Consider the following 17,846-nt stretch of genomic DNA (forward strand, 5'->3'; position numbering starts at 1 on the left):
GCGTACGCCTGGCGGGGGTCACGTGCCCCGTCGTTGACCGTTACTGACCGAAGCCGTCCCGGCGTCCTGCCGGTGCCGCTCGTGGTGGCGGGCGACGCGGGCCCGGTTGCCGCAGGACGGCTTGCACCACTCCTGGCGCGGGTGCTCCTTGAGGAAGTAGCGCACACAGCGCGGCGCGTGGCAGGCGCGCAGCCGTTGCCGGTCGGGGCCGGCGAGGAAGGCGATCGCGGCCTGCGCGAGGACCGCGGTCAGCTCTCCTCGATCCGGCCGCCGATGGACGAAGGGTTCGGTGTCCGCGGGCCAGTGCAGGACGGGGACGGTGGGCATACGGGCGGCCGCGGTGTTGAGGCGCTCCAGTGCCTCCGGCACGGGCATGAGGCGGGCCGCGTCGGCGGGGCTCGGCTCGCCCGGCCGCACGGCGCGGGCGAGGAGCGCGCGGACGGCGGCGCGCAGGTCGCGTACGGCGGCGAGGGCCGGGCCGTCGGCGACGAAACCGGCGGCGTCCGGGACGGCGTCGGGGTGGGCGCGGACCCAGGCGGTGAGACCGGCGGGGTCGGACAGGTCGTCGGCGACCCCGCCGTTGCCGTCGTGCCGGATGGTGAGGGCGAGGTCGAGGGCGAGCGTGGTGTCCGTACTGGGCGAGTCCTGCATGCGGTTAATGATAGATCCACGGTTTCCCATTAGCCCATGAGGGTGGCCGGCGTCACTCCTCCGGAGGCCCGGGCGGCACCACCGCGATCGGGCTCGCCGCGTGCAGCAGAACGGCGTGGGTGACGGAGCCCAGCATGCGGGCGGGCGCGAGGAGACGGCGGCGGTGGCGGCCCACGACGACCAGGTCGGCGTCCTTCGAGGCCGCGACGAGATGGCCTGCGGCGTCGCCCGGGGGCACGTACGGCTCGGCCCGGACGTCGGGGTGCCGTTCGCGGTGCGGGGCGAGGAAGCCCTCGGCGAGGGTGCGTGTCTCGCTCTCGATGGCGTCCTGGTCGATCGTCGGCGGTACGAGCTCACCGGGGGCCACCCAGGAATGGATCGGCCACGGGTAGGCGGCGACCACCTGTAGGCGCGCTTCGCGCAGCGCCGCTTCGGTGAAGGCGAAGTCGAGGGTGGCGTCGTCGGGGCCGTCCACGTTCAGGCCGACGACCACCCGGGGTCCGGGCCCGGCCGGCGGCGCGTCCTCGACCTGGCGGTCGGGCCGGGGCACCACGACGACCGGGCACTCGGCGTCACGGGCGGCGGCCAGGCCGTTGGAGCCGAGCAGCAGGCTGGCGAAGCCGCCGCGGCCCCGGGAGCCGAGTACCAGGAGCTGGGCGTCGGAGCCGAGTTCGGGCAGCGTGGCGCCGGGGGCGCCGTCGAGGGCGACGTACTCCGTCTCCGGCAGGTCGGTGCGCCCTGCCAGGTGCTCCCTGACCTGGGCCAGTACCGGGTCGTCCGCCGGGGCCGGCGGTGCGACGACCGGGACTGCGGGCGGTACCCATGCGGCGTACTGCCGCACGTGGACCACCCGCAGCGGTGCCGCGCGCCTGCGGGCGTCGCCGAGGGCCCACTCCAGGGCGCGCAAGCTGTCGTCCGAGCCGTCGACCGCCGTGATGACCGGCAGGGCGCTCATGGTTCTCCACCTCCGGAATACGACCTTCCCGTTCCTGGGGTCAGCCTGGCTCAGGCATCGGCTCCAGTACGGCGCACAAGGTCGCGTGTCCGGAAAATCAGGTGCGACACACCCGGATCGGCCCGCGGCTCACCGCCCGCGGTTCAGGTGAGGTCGAACTCCCCTTCCCGTGCGCCCGACACGAACGCGCCCCACTCCGCCGGCGTGAAGATCAGGGAAGGGCTTTCCGGGCGGCCGCTGTTGCGCATCGCGATGAATCCCTCGACAAAAGCGATCTGAACATCCCCTCGGCCTCGGCTGCTGGACTGCCACTCGGCGTTGCTGAGGTCCAGCTCCGGCTTGTCCCAGCCGGTGAGCGGCTGCATCTGGATGGTGCTCTCGGCCACGTCCGTGCTCCTCCCGATTCGTCGTCCGCGGGCCAGCCTAGCGATCGGTTCCTACCGCCGACAGGCCACGTGAGGGGGACCTTTCGGGAGCCCTTCACTCTGTGCTCGCGGGCCTGCTCTCAGGCATCCGGAGGCTGCGCTCCCACGAGCCACATGGAGAAGAACTGCGACCCTCCCCCGTAGGCGTGTCCGAGCACCCTGCGGGCCCGCTCCACCTGGTGTTCCCCGGCCTGCCCGCGCACCTGGAGCGCCGCCTCGGCGAAGCGGATCATGCCGGAGGCGCCGATGGGGTTGGCCGACAGCACCCCGCCCGACATGTTCACGGGCAGGTCCCCGTCCAGCTCGGTCACCCCCGCCTCGGTGAGTTTCCAGCCCTCGCCCTCCTCCGCGAAGCCGAGGTTCTCCAGCCACATGGGTTCGTACCAGGAGAACGGCACGTACATCTCGACGGCGTCGATGTCCCGCCGCGGGTCGGCGATCCCGGCCTGCCGGTACACGTCGGCCGCGCAGTCCTTCCCGGCCTGCGGCGACACGAAGTCCTTGCCGGCGAAGAGCGTGGGCTCGCTGCGCATGGCGCCGCCGAGCATCCAGGCCGGTGGCCGGGGGGCGCGCGCCGCCCCCGCCCGGTCGGTGAGGACCATCGCGCAGGCGCCGTCGGAGGACGGGCAGGTCTCCGAGTAGCGGATCGGGTCCCACAGCATCGGCGAGGCCTGGACCTTCTCCAGCGTGATGTCGTGCTCGTGCAGGTGGGCGCAGGGGTTCTTCAGCGCGTTGCGCCGGTCCTTGTAGGCGACCAGGGAGCCGACCGTGTCGGGCGCTCCGCTGCGCCGCATGTACGCCCGCACGTGCGGCGCGAAGAAGCCGCCCGCCCCGGCGAGCAGCGGCTGCTGGAACGGGATCGGCAGGGACAGGCCCCACATGGCGTTCGACTCGGACTGCTTCTCGAAGGCGAGGGTCAGCACGGTGCCGTGCACGCGGGCCGCGACGAGGTTGGCGGCGACGAGCGCCGTCGATCCGCCGACCGAACCGGCCGTGTGCACCCGCAGCATGGGCTTGCCGACCGCGCCGAGCGCGTCGGCGAGGTAGAGCTCCGGCATCATCACGCCCTCGAAGAAGTCGGGCGCCTTGCCGATGACGACGGCGTCGATGTCGGCCCAGGTCAGCTCCGCGTCGGCGAGGGCATGCCGGGCGGCCTCGCGGACGAGCCCGGCGATCGACACGTCCCGCCGGGCCGCGACGTGCTTGGTCTGGCCGATCCCTACGACGGCCACGGGCTCCTTGCTCATCGCGGATCCCCTTCGAGTACGGCGACCAGGTTCTGTTGCAGGCAGGGGCCGGAGGTGGCGTGGGCGAGGGCCCGGTCGGAGTCACCTCGGTGGATACGGGCGGCGGCCTCGCCGATTCGGATGAGTCCGGCGGCCATCATCGGGTTGGCGGCGAGAGCTCCACCGGAGGGGTTGACACGCACGCTGTCGTCGAGCCGCAGCGCCTTGCGCAGGACGACCTCCTGCGCGGTGAACGGTGCGTGCAACTCGGCGGTGTCGACGGGCCGTTCGAAGGCACCGGCACGCTCGGCGGCCAGGCGGGTGGACGGGGAGTCGGTCAGATCGCGCACCCCCAGGCTGTGCGCCTCGATGCGGTGGTCGATGCCGCGGATCCAGGCGGGCCGCGCGCACAGCTGCCGGGCCCGCTCCCCGGCCGCGAGGACCACGGCGGCGGCGCCGTCGCCGACGGGCGGGCAGTCGCCGGTGCGCAGGGGCCGTACGGCGTAGTCCCCGTGCGGCACCGGACCCCGCAGCTGGGCATGAGGGTTGGAGGTGGCGGACGCCCTGCTGCGGGCGGCCACGGCGGCGAGCGCGGGCTCGTCGGTGTCCCCGGCGTCGACGAGCGCCTGCGCCTGGAGCGCGGCGAGGGATACGGCGTCGGGCCACAGGGGGGCGACGTAGTACGGGTCGAGCTGCCGGGTCAGCACATCGCGCACGGAGCCGGGCGAGGACTTGCCGTACGCGTAGACCAGGGCCGTCTCCGCGTCACCGGTGAGCAGCTTGGTCCACGCCTCGTACAGCGCCCACGCGCCGTCCATCTCGACGTGCGACTCGGAGATCGGGGGCCAGGCGCCCACGCCGTCGAGGGCGAGCGTGAAGGAGAAGGCCCGGCCGGCGAGGTAGTCGCTGGAGCCGGAGCAGGTGAAGCCGATGTCGGCGGTCTTCAAGCCGGTCCGGTCGAGCACGTCGTGCAGGACCGGCATGAGCATCTCCACCTCGGAGAGCTCGTCGGTGGAGCGCCGGTGGTCGGTCTGGGCGAAGGCGACGACGGCGATCTCGCGTTCCCCCGGGGCTTCTTCGCGCGTCACAGCAGCTCCTTGTAGGTCTCGTAGTCCGCGTCGGGTTCGCCGGTGGGCCGGTAGTGGTCGGGGTAGCGGGCCCCTTCGGTCCACACCGGCTCGACGCGCAGGCCCATCCGCACCTGGTCGTAGGGGATGCCGCCGATGCGGCCGTGCAGGGCGAGGTCGGCGCCGTCGAGGGCGATGTGGGCGTAGACGTACGGCACTTCGATGTCCAGGTTCTTCGCCTTGATGTTGACGATGCAGAAGGTGGTGACGGTGCCGCGTGGACCCACCTCCACCTGCTCGGCGGTGGCGACGCCGCAGGTGGGGCAGGCGCCCCTCGGCGGGACGTACACCTTCCGGCAGGACGGGCAGCGCTCACCGACGGTCCGCTGTTCGGTGAGCGCGCCGATGTAGGCGGCCTGGGCGCGGCCGGGCGAGTAGGTGTAGTCGAGGCGGGCGGGGGCGACGATACGCGTGACCGCGTCCTCGAACTCCCCGACGTGACCCGCGAGTTGGGGCGCCGAGCCGTCGTACGGTTCGAAGCAGGCGATGTCCGTGATGGCGCCGGTGCGTTCCGCGGCCCAGCGGACGCGGACGCGCATACCGGTGTGTACGGCGTCGGGGCCGGGGGCGTCGAGGGCGTGCAGGAGGGCGGTGTCGGCGCCGTCGAGGCGGACCAGGATCCAGGCGAAGGGGGTGTCGAGGGGCTGGCCGCGGCGGGGTGCGTGGTTCCAGGCCCAGGTGGTGACCGTGCCGGTGGCGGAGACCTCGACGAGGTCGCGTATCTCGTCGGCGGTGACGGGGTCGTACTCGACGGGTGGGACGAGGACGCGGCCGTCGCCGGTCCGCACCCCCAGGACGACGCGCTCGCGCAGGCCGGTGAGGAAGGCGCTCTGGACCGGGCCGAGGGAGCGGGTGAAGGGGAACTCGACGACGAGTGGGGCTTTGAGGACTTCGGGCATGGCGGCTCTCTCTCCTCGGCGGGGTCAGACGCGCTTGTAGACGGGCGGCCGCTTCTCCGCGAAGGCGCGGGCGCCTTCCTTGGCGTCGGCGGTGTCGAAGACCGGCCAGCCGCGCTTCAGTTCGGCGGCGAGGCCGTCGCTCTCGGTCAGCTCGGCGGTCTCGTATACCGAGGCTTTGACGGCCTCGACGGCCAGCGGCCCGCAGGCGTTGATCTGTTCGGCGATCTCCAGGGCCTTCGTCAAGGCCGTGCCGTCGGGGACGACATGCCCGATCAGGCCGATGTCGGCCGCCTCCCGGGCGCTGTAGGGGCGGCCGGTGAGCAGCATCTCCAGGGCGTGGGTGCGCGGGATCTGGCGCTGCAGCCGGACCGTGGAGCCGCCGATCGGGAACAGGCCCCGCTTGACCTCGAAGAGCCCGAAGGTCGCGGATTCGCCGGCCACCCGGATGTCGGTGCCCTGGAGGATCTCCGTGCCGCCCGCGACGCAGTACCCCTCGACGGCGGCGATCACCGGCTTGCGCGGACGGTGGTGGCGCAGCATCGCCTTCCAGTGCAGATCGGGGTCGGCCTTGAGCCGGTCGCGGTACCGCTCGCCCTCCATCCCCTTCCCGGCGAGGGCCTTCAGGTCCATCCCGGCACAGAAGGCGCCCCCCGCGCCGGTGAGCACGATCGAGCGGACGGCGTCGTCCTCGTCGGCGTCGACCCAGCCGTCGTACAGGCCGACGAGCATCCCCAGTGAGAGCGCGTTCTTGGCGCCCGGCCTGTTGAGCGTGAGCACCAGTGTGGCGCCTTCGCGCCGCACGGTGAGGTGTTCCGTCCCACCCATCGCCCATCTCCCCTCTCGAAGAACGAGAACAGGTTGCAGTAGCCGGCATGGCACTTCAAGGGTTTTCTGACAGACAGTCAGATTTCTTCGCGCGGACCCTTCACAGTTGCCGTGCCCTTTGCTCTGATGACCGGCGAACCGTCGGATGCCAGGCACACCCGGGGTCAGGAGGAGCGGTGGAGTACAACATTGCCGACCTGTTCGAGTCGGTCGTCGACGTGGTGCCGGACCGCGAGGCACTGGTGTACATCGACCACCCCGGCACGGGCGCGGAACGCCGTCTGACATACGCGGAGCTGGACGCGGCCGCCAACCGCGTCGGCCACCACCTCATCGACAGCGGGATACGCCCCGGCGAGCACCTCGGCCTGCACCTCTACAACGGTGTCGAATACCTCCAGACGGTGCTGGGGTGCCTGAAGGCGCGGATCGTCCCGGTCAACGTCAACTACCGGTATGTGGAAGAGGAGTTGGCCTATCTCTACCGGGACGCCGATCTGGTGGCGCTGGTCTTCGACGCGGAGTTCACGGACCGGGTGGCGGCGGCGCTGCCGCGAGCCCCGAAGCTGCGGCACCTGCTGCGGGTGGGGGAACCCCTCGCGGGGGTGGACGCCGTGCCGTTCGCGGAGGCGGAGGCCGCGGGGTCGCCCGGGCGCGGGTTCCCGGCGCGGTCCGGCGACGACCAGTTCATCATCTACACCGGCGGCACCACCGGGCTGCCCAAGGGCGTGATGTGGCGCCAGGAGGACCTGTTCTTCTCCGGGCTGGGCGGCGGGGCGCCGACCGGCGAGCCGGTGCAGAAACCGGAGGAACTGGCGGAGCGCGTCGCGGCCGGCGGGGCGGGGATCACCTTCTTCCCCACGCCCCCGCTCATGCACGGCACCTCCACCCTCACGGCGTTCATCGGCTTCAACTTCGGCCAACGGGTCGTGCTGCACCGCAAGTTCGTGCCCGATGAAGTCCTGCGCACGATCGAGAAGGAGAAGGTCACCAGCATGTCGCTGGTGGGCGACGCCATGCTGCGCCCGCTCATCGACGCGTTGAGCGGTCCGATGAAGGGCACGGACTGCTCGTCGATGTTCAGCGTGTCGTCGTCGGGCGCGATCATGTCGGAGACGGTGCGCCGGCAGTTCCTCGCCCTGATCCCGAACGTGATGCTCCTCAACAACTTCGGTTCCTCCGAGTCCGGCTTCAACGGCACCGCGACACAGGACTCCGGCCCCGAGCGCGGCTTCCGCGTCCGCGTCAACTCCCGTACGCAGGTGGTCGACCCGGGGACGCACGAGCCGGTCGCCGTCGGCGAGATCGGCCGGGTCGCCCAGTGCGGACACGTCCCGCTCGGCTACTACAACGACCCGCGGAAAACCGCCGAGACCTTCTTCGAGAAGGACGGCGAGCGGTGGGTGCTGCTCGGCGACATGGCGACCGTCGACGAGGAGGGCGTGGTCACCGTCCTCGGCCGCGGCTCGCAGTGCATCAACACCGGGGGCGAGAAGGTGTATCCGGAGGAGGTCGAGCAGGCGCTGAAGTCCCATCCGGACGTGTACGACGCGCTGGTGGCCGGGGTGCCCGACGTGCAGTGGGGCAACCACGTGGCAGCCGTCGTGCAGCTGCGCTCGGGCGCGGCGCGACCGTCCCTGGAGGACATCCAGACCCACTGCCGCGCCCACCTCGCCGGGTACAAGATCCCCCGACAGCTGGTCATCACCGACGCGATCCGGCGCTCCCCGAGCGGCAAGGCGGACTACCGGTGGGCGCGGGAGGTGGCGGTGGCGGCTGACCGGTGACGGACGCCGCTCACACCTCCCACACGTCCGCCGCCCGTCGCCGCGCTACTCCGCCGAGGGGGCAGTGGCACCACGACCGTCGAGGAACGCGGCGACCCGGCGCACGAACCACTCCGGGTCGTCCAGCCACGGGTAGTGGCCGGCGCCGGGCTGTACGGCGAACTCGGCGTTCGGAAAGGCTGCGGCGGTCTCGCGGGCGAGCTCGGGGCGCGGGCCGCCGTCGACTTCACCGGCGAGGACCAGGACAGGGGCAGTGACCCGGGCGAGCCCCTCCCGGGTGGCGGCCGGGTCGAAGGCACCCTCGGCGAAGTAGACGTCCTCGGCCTCTTCGTTCGACTGCTCGTCCAGGGGGGCGATGTGGGCGCGGGCGGTGTCGTCCCAGCGGCCGTAGAAGAATCCGGCGAAGGCCATCAGGTCGTCGTCGGCCGCGTCGTCGCCGGCGAGCCACGCCTCGAACGCCGGGTACGCCTGCGCGAACCACGGCTCGTCCTTGCGCAGCCGTGCCGCGGCCAGGCGGTGCTCGGCCGTGGCCGGCAGCCCCAGCACCCACGGGGTGGCGGTGATCAGCGCGAGCCGTGCCACCCGCTCCGGATACCGGCCCGCGTACAGCATCGCAAGGCTGCCGCCCGCCGAGTGGGCGAGCATGTCCATCCGCTCCAGGCCCAGGCGGACTCGGAGCGCCTCCACGTCGTCCACGAGCCGGTCGCACCGGTACGTCCCCGGGTCCGCCGGCACCGCGGAGTCGCCGGTGCCGCGCAGATCGAGGAGGATCAGGCGGCGGTGGGCGGTCAGTCCGCCGAGGTCGCCGAGGTAGGCGGAGGCACGCATGGGGCCCCGGGGAGGACGACCAGCGGGTCGCCCTCACCCCGTATGTGGTAGGCGAGTTCGGTTCCGTCAGCTGCGGTGAACGCCGGCATGACCCCGATCTTCACGTGGCCCGACGGCCGAGCGCAACACACTTCGCACCGGGACTGCGGCCGCCGATGCCGCTCACGAACGGTCCTTGAACCGCTCCCTCAACTCCCGCTTGAGGATCTTCCCACTCGCGTTCCGCGGCAGTCCCTCCACGAACAGCACCCTCTTGGGCGCCTTGAAGCGGGCGAGTTTCTCGCGGGCGTGGGCGATGAGTTCGGCCTCGGTGACCTCGCCGCGCGGGACGACGACCGCGGTGACCGCCTCGATCCAGCGCTCGTCGGGCAGGCCGACGACGGCGACCTCGGCGACGGCCTCATGGCTGTACAGGGCGTCCTCGACCTGGCGTGAGGCGACCAGGACGCCACCGGAGTTGATGACGTCCTTGACCCGGTCGACGACGGTGAAGTAGCCGTGGGCGTCGCGCACCGCGAGGTCGCCGGAGTGGAACCAGCCGTCCCGGAAGGCCTCGGCGGTCTCCTCGGGCTTGTCCCAGTAGCCCTCGCACAACTGCGGGGAGCGGTAGACGATTTCGCCGGGTGTGCCGTCGGGGACGTCCTTGCCGTCCTCGTCGACGACCCGGGCGTCCACGAAGAGGACCGTACGGCCGCAGGAGTCCATCCGGCCCTTGTGCTCGTCGGGGGCGAGGACCGTGGCCAGGGGGCCGATCTCGCTCTGGCCGAAGCAGTTGTAGAAGGCCAGCTTCGGCAGGCGTTCGCGCAGCCGCTCCAGGACCGGGACCGGCATGATCGACGCCCCGTAGTAGGCCTTGCGCAGGCCGCCGAGGTCGCGGGTGGTGAAGTCGGGGCGGTTGGCCAGGCCGATCCAAACCGTCGGCGGCGCGAACAGGCTGTCCACCCGGCCCGTCTCGATCAGGTCGAACAGCTCGTCGCCGTCCGGCGCGTCGAGGATGACGTTCGTGGCACCGACCGCGAGGTAGGGCAGCAGGAACACGTGCATCTGCGCGGAGTGGTACAGGGGCAGGGAGTGCACCGGGCGGTCGCCCGCGCTCAGGTCGAGGGCGGTGATCGCGCTCAGGTACTCGTGGACCAGGGCGCGGTGGGTCATCATCGCGCCCTTCGGCAGGGCCGTCGTCCCCGAGGTGTAGAGCAGCTGCACCAGGTCCTCACCGCGCGGCTCCGGGCCATCGTACGGCGCTGCCGTCACCAGCCGTGCCAGCAGTGAGCCGTCGGTGTCGCGCAGGGGCAACGTACGGACTTCGGACGGGAGTCGTCCGGCCAGGTCCGGGTCCGTCAGGACCAGCGCGCTGCCCGACTGGCCGACGATGTACGCGAGGTCGTCGCCGGTCAGGTTCTGGTTGACCGGTACGTGCACCAGGCCCGCGCGGGCGCAGGCAAGGAAGGCGATGAGGTAGGCGTCGGAGTTGTGGCCGTAGGCGCCGACCCGGTCGCCGGGGGCGAGGCCCTGGTCGAGCAGGACGCTCGCCGCGCGGGAGACGGCCGTGTCGAGTTCGTCGTAGGTCCAGGTGCGGTCGCGGTAGCCCACCGCGACCCGCGCCGGGGTGCGCCGGGCGCTGCGCCGCAGCACCCCGTCAACCGTGCTCCCGTGTCCAGGCGTCATGAGACTTGATCCTCGGTCCGCCGAAGAAGGAGGTCAAGCGCCCGGCAGCAGGGCGGGTACCTGTCGGTCCGCTCAATCCTGAAGTCGCCCCCCGGGTGTGGTCCATGCCCGGGGGCGTTTCGGCATCAGGACGGGCGACCACCCTTCCGCGTGACAGGTACGCCCTGTGGCCCCCTCACACCACTCTCGTGCGGCCCTCCCAGTACGGATCCCGCAGCCGTCGCTTGTAGAGCTTGCCGTTGGGGTCGCGCGGCATCTCGGCGATGAAGTCGACCGTCTTCGGGCGCTTGTAGCCGGCGAGCTGCCCGGCGCAGTGGTCGAGGAGCGCGGCGGCGAGGGCCGGGCCCGGTTCATGCCCGGGCGCCGGTTCGACGACGGTCTTGACCTCCTCGCCCCAGTCGTCGTGCGGGATGCCGAAGGCGGCGGCGTCGGCGACGGCGGGGTGCGCGAGCAGGACGGACTCGATCTCGGCCGGGTAGATGTTGACTCCGCCCGAGATGATCATGTCGATCTTGCGGTCGCGGAGGAAGAGGTAGCCGTCCTCGTCGAGGAGGCCCAGGTCGCCGACGGTGAAGAAGTCGCCGATGCGGTTCTTCCTCGTCTTGGCCTCGTCCTTGTGGTACGAGAAGCCGCCGGTGTTCATCTTCAGGTAGACGGTACCGAGTTCGCCGGGCGGGAGCCGCTTGCCGCCGTCATCGAAGATCGCGAGTTCGCTGATGGGCCAGGCCTTGCCGACCGTGCCGGGCTTCTTCAGCCAGTCCTCGGCGGTGGCGAAGGCACCGCCACCCTCGCTGGCCGCGTAGTACTCCTCCACGGAGTGGCCCCACCAGTCGATCATGGCGCGTTTGACGTGGTCGGGGCAGGGAGCGGCGCCGTGGATGGCGTGCCGCATGGAGGAGACGTCGTACCGGGCGCGCACGATCTCGGGGAGGGCGAGGAGGCGGTGGAACTGGGTCGGGACCATGTGCGTGTGGGTGCACTTGTGGGTGTCGATGAGGCGGAGCATCTCCTCGGGCGTCCACTTGTCCATCAGCACCAGGCGGTGGCCGATGTGCAGGGAGGAGCCCGCGAACTGGAGGACGGCCGTGTGGTACAGCGGCGAGCAGACGAGGTGGACGTTGTCGTCGTAGGGCCTGATGCCGAAGATGCCGAGGAAGCCGCCGAGGTAGGCCTCCTCGGGGAGCTTGCCGGGCAGCGGGCGGCGGATGCCGCGGGGGCGGCCGGTGGTGCCCGAGGTGTAGTTCATGACCCAGCCGAGGGTGCGGTCGGCGGGCGCCGACTCCGGTTGACCGTCGAGGAGTTCGGCGTACGGGCGGAAGCCCTCGACGGTGCCGACGGCGTACCGGTGGCCGGCCGGCAGGCCCGCCTCGTCGGCTGCGTGGCGGGCGGGTCCTGCGAACCGTTCGTGGGCGATGAGCACTTTGGCGCCGGAGTCGGCGACGATCCAGGCGATCTCGGGGCCGACGAAGTGGTGGTTGACGGGGACGAGGTAGAACCCGGCCTGGGTGGCGGCCAGGTACGCCGTGAAGAACTCGGCCGAGTTGGGCAGGACGACCGCGAAGGAGTCACCGCGTTCGAGTCCGGCCGCGCGCAGCCCGTGGACGAGCCTGTTGGCGGCGGCGTGCAGGCGTCCGGCGGTCCACTGCTCGCCGTCGGGGGCGACGAGGATCGTGCGGTCGGGGTCGGCGGTGGCCTGGGCCCAGAATCCGGCGGGGGGTGTGCTCACGACTGGCCGCTCCTTCCGGCGATGCGGTTGATGCGGTCCACGGCCTGCTCGAAGCCGCGGGTGAGGTCGTCGAAGACGGCCTGGACACTGCGTTCGCTGTTCATCCGGCCGACGATCTGGCCGACGGGCGTGCCGAGCAGGGGGTCGACCTCGTACTTCTGGATGCGGGAGACGGCCTCGGCTACCAACAGGCCCTGCAGGGGCATGGGGAGGGTGCCGGGTCCGTCCGGGGCGTCCCAGGCGTCGGTCCATTCGGTACGGAGCTGACGTGCGGGCTTCCCGGTCAGTGCGCGGGAGCGGACGGTGTCGCCGGAGCCGGCGGCGAGCAGCTTCTGGATGAGCTTCGGCGAGGGGAGTTCGGCCTCGGTGGTGGTCAGCCACAGGGAACCCAGCCACGCGCCCTGGGCGCCCAGGGCGAGCGCGGCCGCCACCTGCTGACCGCTGCCGATGCCCCCCGCGGCCAGCACGGGCAGCGGATCCACGGCTTCGACGACCTCCGGGGTGAGCACCATGGAGGCGATCTCGCCGGTGTGCCCGCCGGCCTCGTAGCCCTGGGCCACGACGATGTCGATGCCGGCTTCCTTGTGCTTGACGGCGTGCCGGGCGCTGCCCGCGAGCGCGGCGACCAGCACGTTGTGCTCGTGGGCGCGGGCCACCACGTCGGCGGGCGGCGAGCCGAGGGCGTTGGCGAGCAGCCGGATCGGGTAGTCGAAGGCGACGTCGAGCTGGGTGCGGGCGACCTGCTCCATCCAGCCGGTGATGCGCCAGCCGGAGGCCTCGCCCTCCGCCAGCTCGGGCACGCCGTACTTGGCGAGGGTGTCCGTGACGAACCGCCGGTGCCCCTCGGGGATCATCGCCTCGACATCGGCCTCACTGACGCCCTCCACCTTCTTGGCGGGCATGACGACATCCAGGCCGTAGGGCCTGCCGTCGACGTGTGCCTCGATCCAGTCGAGGTCGCGCTTGAGGTCGCCCGGGGCGGTGTAGCGAACCGCGCCGAGCACTCCGAAACCGCCGGCCCGGCTGATGGCCGCGGCGACGGCGGGGAACGGCGTGAAGCCGAAGACGGCGTGCTCGACTCCCAGTTTCCTGCTCAGCTCCGTCTGCATGGGCGCAGAATGCCGCAGCCGTCCCGACGACGGAAGACCTTTTCTGATGCTCCGTCAGTTTTCTTGGCATGCCTCGCGTACGAGGGTGTGCAGGTGACCGTCGAGGGGGAACGCGGGCGGGGCCGCCGGCAGAAGGGTGGTGAAGGCGAACCCGGTCTTCTGCGCGACGCGGCAGGACGCGGTGTTGTCCACCCTGTGTATGAGTTCGAGCCGGGTCAGCCCGTCGGCGGCGAAGGCCCAGTCCGTCAGCGTGTGGAGGGCCCGGGGCGCCACTCCCCGGCCGCGGGCGTGTGCCGCCGTCCAGTAGCCGACCTCGGCCGACGGAGCATCGGGGACGGGCCTCTTGAGGACGACGTGGCCCGCCAACCGCCCGTCGGCGCCGTCCGTCCGGGTCTCCACGACGGCGAACGCGAAGCGGTCCCCCGCCTCCCATCCCCGTTCCTGCTCCCGCACCCAGCTCGCCGCGCTCTCCGCGTCGTCCACGGCCCCACTGGTCCAGCGGCGCAGCGCCTCGTCCCGGTACAGCTCGATCAGGCCGGGGGCGTCGGCCTGGTTCCAGGGGCGCAGGAGAAGGGCGCAAGCCGACGCAGTGGCGGCCGCCTCCAGTCGTACGAACGTGGTGTCCATCGGCCGAGCGTACGTGGCCGGGTGTCGAGCGTATGTGCCCGGGTGCCGGACGTACATGCCCAGGTGCCGGACGTACATGCCCGGGTGCCGGACGTACGTGACCGGGTGTCAGGGCCCGGTCAGCCGTCCCCCTCCTCCAGCACCGCCATCGCCGCGTTGTGCCCCGGCACCCCGCTCACCCCTCCCCCGCGCACCGCGCCGGCCCCGCAGAGCAGCACATTGGCGTGCCGGGTCGCCACGCCCCAGCGGCCGGTGTTCTCCTGGACGTACGGCCAGGAGAGTTCGCGGTGGAAGATGTTGCCGCCGGGGAGGCGCAGGTCGCGCTCCAGGTCCAGCGGGGTCTTCGCCTCGATGCACGGGCGGCCGTCGGCGTCGATGGCGAGGCAGTCGGCGAGGGGTTCGGCGAGGTGCGCGTCGAGCTGGGCCAGCGTCGACTTCAGCAGCTCCGCCCGTACCGCGTCGTTGTCACGTTCGAACAGACGGGCCGGCGTGTGCAGGCCGAAGAGGGTGAGTGTCTGGTAGCCCCGCTCGACCAGCTCCGGGCCGAGGATCGTCGGGTCGGTGAGGGAATGGCAGTAGATCTCGGAGGGCGGCGCGGTCGGCAGGTCACCGGCGGCGGCCTGGGCGTGCGCGGCGGCCAGTTGCTCGTAGCCCTCGGCGATGTGGAAGGTGCCGGCGAAAGCCTCGCGCGGGTCGACGGCACTGTCGCGCAGCCTCGGCAGCCGCTTGAGCAGCATGTTCACCTTGAGCTGGGCGCCCTCGGCGGGGGCGGGCGGGGTGTCGCCGGTGAGGGCGGCGAGCTGCTGGGGGGAGGCGTTGACCAGGACGTGCCGGGCCTCGGCGACGCCCTCCCCGTCCGCTGTGCGGTAGGTCACCGAGGCGGTTCGCCCGTCCGTGTCGATCCGTACCGCCTCGTGCCCGGTCGCGAGCACGGCGCCCGCCTGGCGCGCGGCGGCGGCCAGGGCGTCGGTCAGGGCGCCCATGCCGCCGACGGGTACGTCCCAGGCGCCGGTGCCGCCGCCGATCACGTGGTAGAGGAAGCAGCGGTTCTGCTTCAGCGAGGGATCGTGGGCGTCGGCGAAGGTGCCGATCAACGCGTCGGTGAGGACGACACCGCGCACCAGGTCGTCGGCGAAGTACTCCTCGACGGCGACCCCGAGAGGCTCCTCGAACAGCGTCCGCCAGGCGTCCTCGTCGTCGACCCGGCGGCGCAGTTCCTCACGGGTGGGCAGCGGTTCGGTCAGGGTCGGGAACACCCGTTCGGCGACGCGGCCCGTCATGGCGTAGAAGCGCTGCCAGGCCTCGTACTCGCGCGCGCCGCCCGTGAGGCGCGCGAAGGCCTCCCGGTTGCGCCGTTCGCCGCCGCCGACGAGCAGGCCGGTGGGCCGTCCGTCGCGTTCGACGGGGGTGTACGAGGAGATGGTCCGCCCGCGCACCCGGAAGTCCAGGCCCAGGTCGCGCACGATCTTCTTCGGCAGCAGGCTGACCAGGTACGAGTAGCGTGACAGCCGTGCGTCGACGCCGGCGAACGGGCGGCTGGAGACGGCGGCGCCCCCGGTGTGGTCCAGTCGCTCCAGCACCAGCACGGACCGTCCGGCCCGGGCCAGATAGGCGGCGGCGACCAGGCCGTTGTGCCCTCCGCCGACGATGACGGCGTCGTAGCTGCGGTGTCCCTCGTGTGCAGGCATGTTCCTTGGTAACACGAGATGATCTAGGTCGGCCAGAGGGAGGGCGCCAAGGTCAGCGCCCGCCCGGCGCCTGCTGCTGGCGCAGCACCGCGACCCTCCGGTACAGCTCGACCGCCTCCGCGCCCCGGCCGAGTTGTTCCAGGCAGTGGGCCTCGTCGTTGCGGCTGGCGAGGGTGTCGGGGTGCTCCGGGCCGAGGACGCGCTCACGGGCCGACGCCACCCGCCGGTACTCGGCCAGCGCGTCCGGCCAGCGGCCCAGCCAGCCCAGGCCGACGGCGACCTCGCGCCGGCTGACCAGGGTGTCCAGGTGGTCCGGGCCCAGGACACGCTCGCGGATCGCGCAGACGTCGCGGGACTCGGCCAGGGCCTCCTCCCAGCGGCCGAGGCGGCCGAGGTTGACACCCAGGCCATGGCGGGCGCGGAGGGTCTCGGGGTGGGCGGGGCCGTGGACTCGGGTGCGGTCGTCGACGAGGTCGCGGTACAGGGTGAGCGCCTCCGCGCTGCGGCCCAGGCGGCCGAGACTGATGCCGATCTCGTAGCGGGCAGCGAGGGTGTCGGCGTGGTCCGGGCCGAGGGCCTGGGCGCGGGCCTCGGCGACCTCGTAGTACGTCTGCAATGCCTCCGGCCAGCGGCCCAGCTGGCCGAGGGCGTAGGCGACCTCGTAGCGGGTCACCAGGGTGTCGGGGTGGTCGGGCCCCAGGACGCGGGCGCGGGCCGCGGCCACCTCGCAGGCCATGCGGTACGAGTCCTCCAGGCGGCCGAGCCTGCTGAGGTTGAAGGCGAGGTTGTGGCGGCAGCGCAGGGTGTCGGGGTGGTCGGGGCCCATGGTGTGCTCCCGGGCGGCAAGTACCGCGTTGTAGACCTGGTGCGCGTCGAAGTGGCGGCCCAGCTGGCCCAGTACGTAGGCCATTTCCTGGCGTACGGCGAGCGAGTCGGGGTGGTCGGCGCCCAGCGCCCGGGTGCGGGCCGCGGCGACGTGCTTGTACTCGCGCAGCGCGTCGGCGGCACGGCCGGTGCGGCTGAGGGTGAAGGCGACCTCGTAGCGGCTGGCGAGGGTGTCGGGGTGGTCGGGACCGAGGAGATGTTCGCGTTCGGCGGCGACCGCGCGGTGCACCTCGCCGGCCTCGGTCCACCGGCCGAGGCGGCCCAGGCTGAGCCCGGCGTTGTGGCGTCCGGCGAGGGCGGTGAGGGTCTCCGGGCTCGGGGCGGGCGGCGTGTCCGGCTGGGGCTCCGGGGGACGGCCCGTGACGGAGCGCGGGATCCACTCGCCGGTGAGTCCGGCTCCGCTGTCCGGGGGCGTGGTGCGCAGCCCGGCCGCGGTCGCCTTGTGACCGGTGGTCATGCCCCGGGTCCAGGACGGCAGGCGCGGCTCGCGGGCGGCCGGCGCGGGCAGGCGCAGCTCCGGCCGGGGCGTCACCACCGTCGGCACGTACGTCGGTGTGGTGCGGCCCGCGCTGATCCGGCGGCCCAGCTCACGTGCGTCGCAGGGGCGTTGCTCCGGCTGCTTGGCCAGCAGGTCCAGGATGATCCGCTCGAGGTACTCGGGCAGCTCGGCGCGGTGGCTGCGCGGCGGGCGGGGCGGTGTGTCGCGGTGGCCGACGAGGACCGCCCAGGCGTCGTCGAGGTCGAACGGCGGCGCCCCGGTGGCGATCTCGTACAGCACGCAGCCGAGCGAGTACAGGTCGCTGCGCTGGTCGACCTCGGTGCCGCCGATCTGCTCCGGCGACATGTAGTGCGGGGTGCCCATCGCGATGCCGGTGCCGGTCAGGCGGGAGGTGAAGCCGATGTCGTGACCCAGACGCGCTATGCCGAAGTCGCAGATCTTCACCGTGCCGTCGGTGAGCCGGACGATGTTGGCGGGTTTGAGGTCGCGGTGCACGATGCCCTGCCGGTGCGTGTAGGCGAGCGCGGCGGCGACCTGGTCGGCGATCTCGACGACGTCGGGGACGGGCAGCGGATGGTGCTTGTTGTCCTCGAGGAGCTGGCTGAGGTTGCGGCCCTCCAGGAGCTCCATGACCAGGAACAGGACGCCGTCGGACTCGCCGAAGTCATGGACGACGGTCACCCCGCGGTGCTGGAGGGCCGCCGCAACCCGGGCCTCACGCCGGAACCGCTCCCGCAGGACCCTGGTGAAGGACTGGTCGTGCGGCGGACCGAGCGGCTTGAGGCACTTCACGGCGACATGCCGGCCGAGGGACTCGTCGCGTGCCCGCCACACCTCGCCCATGCCACCGCGCCCGATCAGGTCGAGCAGCCGGTACCGGCCCTGGATCAGCCTGGTCTCCGCCATCTCGTACGGTCGCCCCCG

The 17,846-nt window shown here is 72.3% G+C and carries 14 protein-coding genes and 1 pseudogene; 1 reads left to right on the forward strand and 14 read right to left on the reverse strand.

Annotated elements, in window-relative coordinates:
* Positions 1 to 18: 18 nt before the first annotated feature.
* The 7 genes from ABT114_RS10290 to ABT114_RS10320 form a co-directional block, all read right to left on the reverse strand.
* Complete coding sequence (locus ABT114_RS10290) at positions 19 to 651, reverse strand: CGNR zinc finger domain-containing protein (protein WP_351140703.1); 633 nt, start codon at positions 649 to 651, stop codon at positions 19 to 21.
* A gap of 52 nt (positions 652 to 703) precedes the next feature.
* The gene (locus tag ABT114_RS10295) at positions 704 to 1,606 is read right to left on the reverse strand and encodes a universal stress protein (protein ID WP_351140705.1); all 903 of its coding nucleotides are present in this window, start codon (positions 1,604 to 1,606) and stop codon (positions 704 to 706) included.
* A gap of 143 nt (positions 1,607 to 1,749) precedes the next feature.
* The gene (locus tag ABT114_RS10300) at positions 1,750 to 1,992 is read right to left on the reverse strand and encodes a DUF397 domain-containing protein (protein ID WP_351140707.1); all 243 of its coding nucleotides are present in this window, start codon (positions 1,990 to 1,992) and stop codon (positions 1,750 to 1,752) included.
* Positions 1,993 to 2,111: 119 nt separating this feature from the next.
* Entirely contained in the window at positions 2,112 to 3,278 is a 1,167-nt protein-coding gene (locus tag ABT114_RS10305; protein WP_351140709.1) for a thiolase family protein, read from the reverse strand.
* Positions 3,275 to 4,345: a thiolase family protein gene (locus ABT114_RS10310; protein WP_351140711.1), complete on the reverse strand. Its 1,071-nt coding sequence runs from the start codon at positions 4,343 to 4,345 to the stop codon at positions 3,275 to 3,277. Before ABT114_RS10310 ends, ABT114_RS10305 begins: the two co-directional genes overlap by 4 nt.
* Positions 4,342 to 5,283: a Zn-ribbon domain-containing OB-fold protein gene (locus ABT114_RS10315; protein ID WP_351140713.1), complete on the reverse strand. Its 942-nt coding sequence runs from the start codon at positions 5,281 to 5,283 to the stop codon at positions 4,342 to 4,344. Before ABT114_RS10315 ends, ABT114_RS10310 begins: the two co-directional genes overlap by 4 nt.
* 24 nt (positions 5,284 to 5,307) lie before the next feature.
* Entirely contained in the window at positions 5,308 to 6,108 is an 801-nt protein-coding gene (locus ABT114_RS10320; protein ID WP_351140715.1) for a crotonase/enoyl-CoA hydratase family protein, read from the reverse strand.
* Positions 6,109 to 6,284: 176 nt separating this feature from the next.
* On the opposite strand from ABT114_RS10320, the gene ABT114_RS10325 reads away from it, so the two are divergent.
* A complete protein-coding gene (locus tag ABT114_RS10325; RefSeq protein WP_351140717.1) occupies positions 6,285 to 7,895 on the forward strand; it encodes an acyl-CoA synthetase in 1,611 nt (536 codons plus the stop codon).
* A 45-nt stretch (positions 7,896 to 7,940) separates the two neighbouring features.
* On the opposite strand, the pseudogene ABT114_RS10330 reads toward ABT114_RS10325, so the two are convergent.
* From ABT114_RS10330 to ABT114_RS10360, 7 genes and pseudogenes are all read right to left on the reverse strand, one after another.
* A pseudogene (locus ABT114_RS10330) lies at positions 7,941 to 8,812 on the reverse strand (alpha/beta fold hydrolase).
* 73 nt (positions 8,813 to 8,885) lie between these two features.
* On the reverse strand, positions 8,886 to 10,388 hold the full coding sequence (locus ABT114_RS10335) for an acyl-CoA synthetase (protein WP_351140719.1): 1,503 nt from the start codon (positions 10,386 to 10,388) through the stop codon (positions 8,886 to 8,888).
* A gap of 175 nt (positions 10,389 to 10,563) precedes the next feature.
* Positions 10,564 to 12,114, reverse strand: coding sequence for an acyl-CoA synthetase (locus tag ABT114_RS10340; RefSeq protein ID WP_351140721.1), 1,551 nt, complete (start codon positions 12,112 to 12,114; stop codon positions 10,564 to 10,566).
* Positions 12,111 to 13,223, reverse strand: coding sequence for an NAD(P)H-dependent flavin oxidoreductase (locus tag ABT114_RS10345; RefSeq protein WP_351140723.1), 1,113 nt, complete (start codon positions 13,221 to 13,223; stop codon positions 12,111 to 12,113). Before ABT114_RS10345 ends, ABT114_RS10340 begins: the two co-directional genes overlap by 4 nt.
* A 54-nt stretch (positions 13,224 to 13,277) precedes the next feature.
* A complete protein-coding gene (locus ABT114_RS10350) occupies positions 13,278 to 13,850 on the reverse strand; it encodes a GNAT family N-acetyltransferase (RefSeq protein WP_351140725.1) in 573 nt (190 codons plus the stop codon).
* A 119-nt stretch (positions 13,851 to 13,969) separates the two neighbouring features.
* The gene (locus ABT114_RS10355) at positions 13,970 to 15,538 is read right to left on the reverse strand and encodes a phytoene desaturase family protein (RefSeq protein ID WP_351140727.1); all 1,569 of its coding nucleotides are present in this window, start codon (positions 15,536 to 15,538) and stop codon (positions 13,970 to 13,972) included.
* Positions 15,539 to 15,590: 52 nt separating this feature from the next.
* The gene (locus ABT114_RS10360; RefSeq protein WP_351140728.1) at positions 15,591 to 17,828 is read right to left on the reverse strand and encodes a serine/threonine-protein kinase; all 2,238 of its coding nucleotides are present in this window, start codon (positions 17,826 to 17,828) and stop codon (positions 15,591 to 15,593) included.
* Positions 17,829 to 17,846: the final 18 nt, after the last annotated feature.

The sequence above is a fragment of the Streptomyces sp. NPDC002088 genome (assembly GCF_040296605.1).
Classification (GTDB): Bacteria; Actinomycetota; Actinomycetes; order Streptomycetales; family Streptomycetaceae; genus Streptomyces.